The organism is Endozoicomonas sp. ONNA1, assembly GCF_024606325.1.
In the GTDB taxonomy this organism is placed as follows: Bacteria; Pseudomonadota; Gammaproteobacteria; order Pseudomonadales; family Endozoicomonadaceae; genus Endozoicomonas_A.
Map to the genome: position 1 here is coordinate 1 of NZ_JAHHPN010000680.1, position 1,848 is coordinate 1,848.

Below are 1,848 nucleotides of genomic sequence, written 5' to 3' on the forward strand. Positions count from 1 at the left end.
AACATCTCCAATCGGCCACCTTCATTTATCTTCAAGGCACGTTGGATGGGGAAAGCAAAGCTGGTTACCGTCAGGGCAAAGTTGCATCCGGATTCCAGAAGTTTCCGATGCCCTTCTCGAATCGATTCGGCCGAGACGAACGGCGCTGTAGCGTAAAGGCAACACGCGTAATTAATGGCGATCCCGCTCTGAATCAGCCATTCAACAGCATGTCGGATAACCGGGAGGGTACCGGTAAAATCGTCGGAGAGCGCCGCGGGCCGGGAAAACGGTGTTTCTGCCCCAAATTGCCTAGCAACCTCCGCGATTGTCTCATCGTCCGTCGAAACGATGACCCGATCAAAACAGCCACTTTCAAGGGCGGCCTCAATGGACCAGGCAATCATCGGCTTGCCGCAGAACTCCCGGATATTTTTACGGGGGATCCGCTTACTGCCACCTCGTGCCGGAATAATGGCAACGTTCATTGCGCTAGTGCCTGTTTCAACGCACCCACAACCGTATCCTGCTGCTCAATCGTCAGGCCATGGAACATCGGTAAGCCGATGGCCTCGTTGTAGTAACGCATGGCCTCGGGGAAATCCTCAGGCGAAAAGCCCATAGCAGCGTAGTAGGGTTGAGTGTGGACTGGAATGTAGTGCAAATTGACGCCAATGCCCTGATCTCGCAACGACTCGAAGACCTGTCGATGGGAGTTGTTCAGCTCTTTCAAGCGCAATCGAATCACGTATAGATGGAATCCGGAGTACGTATCCGGGTTTTGGCAAGGCAGAGTAATAGGAAGATCCGCCAAAAGACGTTCGTAACGTTGCGCCAGTTCATGGCGTCGGGCAACAAAATCATCAAGCCGAGCCATCTGGCTCACACCCAGCGCGGCCTGAAGTTCTGTCATCCGGTAATTGAATCCCAGGTTTACCTGCTGGTAGTACCAGGGCCCATCCGGTGGATGAGTCATACGCTCAGGATCCCGCGTGATGCCATGACTCCGAAGGAGCTCCATCGAAGCCGCCAACTCTGGGTCATTCGTCACAGCCATACCGCCTTCGCCCGTCGTCACAATTTTAACCGGGTGAAAGCTGAACACCGTGATATCACTGTAGCGGCCACAGCCCACGAATTCGCTCTGGTACTTGCCACCAATTGCGTGTGAGGCGTCCTCGATGATGTGAAACTGATATCGCTGAGCCAGCCTATGGATGGCCTCCATGTCGCAGGACTGGCCACACAGATGGACCGCTACGACCACCTTGGGAAGTCGTCCCTCGCCCTCCGCTTGCTTGAGCTTACGTTCGAGGGCTAACGGGCAAAGGTTGTAGGTGGCGGGATCAATGTCCACGAAGTCGATTTGGGCCCCACAGTAAAGCCCGCAATTGGCGGATGCCACGAAGGTGATCGGCGACGTCCACAGCCAATCCCCCTCAGTGAGCCCCAGTGCGGCGCAGGCGATGTGCAATGCGGAGGTGGCACTGTTGACCGCAACACCGAAACGGACCCCAACATGATTGGCCACAGTCTGTTCAAACAACGGAACCTTCGGCCCTTGGGTCAGGAAATCTGACTGGAGCACCTCCACGACGGCATCGACATCGTGTTGGGTGATTTCCTGTCGACCATAAGGGATCATGGATTAAAAGCTCCCGATCTTTTCACGATTTGAATCAATCCAGGACTTCAATTCTTCGTCCGTCATCCACTCCGCGTTGTTGTCACTGGAATAGACGAACCCTTCCGGAACCTTCTTACCATCCTTAATGCGGTTCGCATCCGAACTCCAATCATGGATCGCTGGCAAAATCTTGAAGTGCTCCTCGTATTCATACGTGTAGAAGGCGTCTTCTGCCCCAATCA

Annotated in this window: 2 protein-coding genes and 1 pseudogene; all 3 read right to left on the bottom strand. The window is 54.4% G+C overall.

Annotated features, from left to right (window positions below; all coding sequences use genetic code 11):
* The coding region (gene pseF, locus KDK19_RS15955; RefSeq protein ID WP_257292348.1) for a pseudaminic acid cytidylyltransferase at nt 1-467 on the bottom strand (467 nt) is incomplete at its 3' end.
* Complete coding sequence (pseC, locus tag KDK19_RS15960) at nt 464-1,624, bottom strand: UDP-4-amino-4,6-dideoxy-N-acetyl-beta-L-altrosamine transaminase (protein WP_257292349.1); 1,161 nt, start codon at nt 1,622-1,624, stop codon at nt 464-466. The genes pseF and pseC, both read right to left, overlap by 4 nt.
* Before the next feature lie 3 nt (nt 1,625-1,627).
* Nucleotides 1,628-1,848: pseudogene (locus KDK19_RS15965) on the bottom strand (UDP-N-acetylglucosamine 4,6-dehydratase (inverting)); the annotation flags it as partial.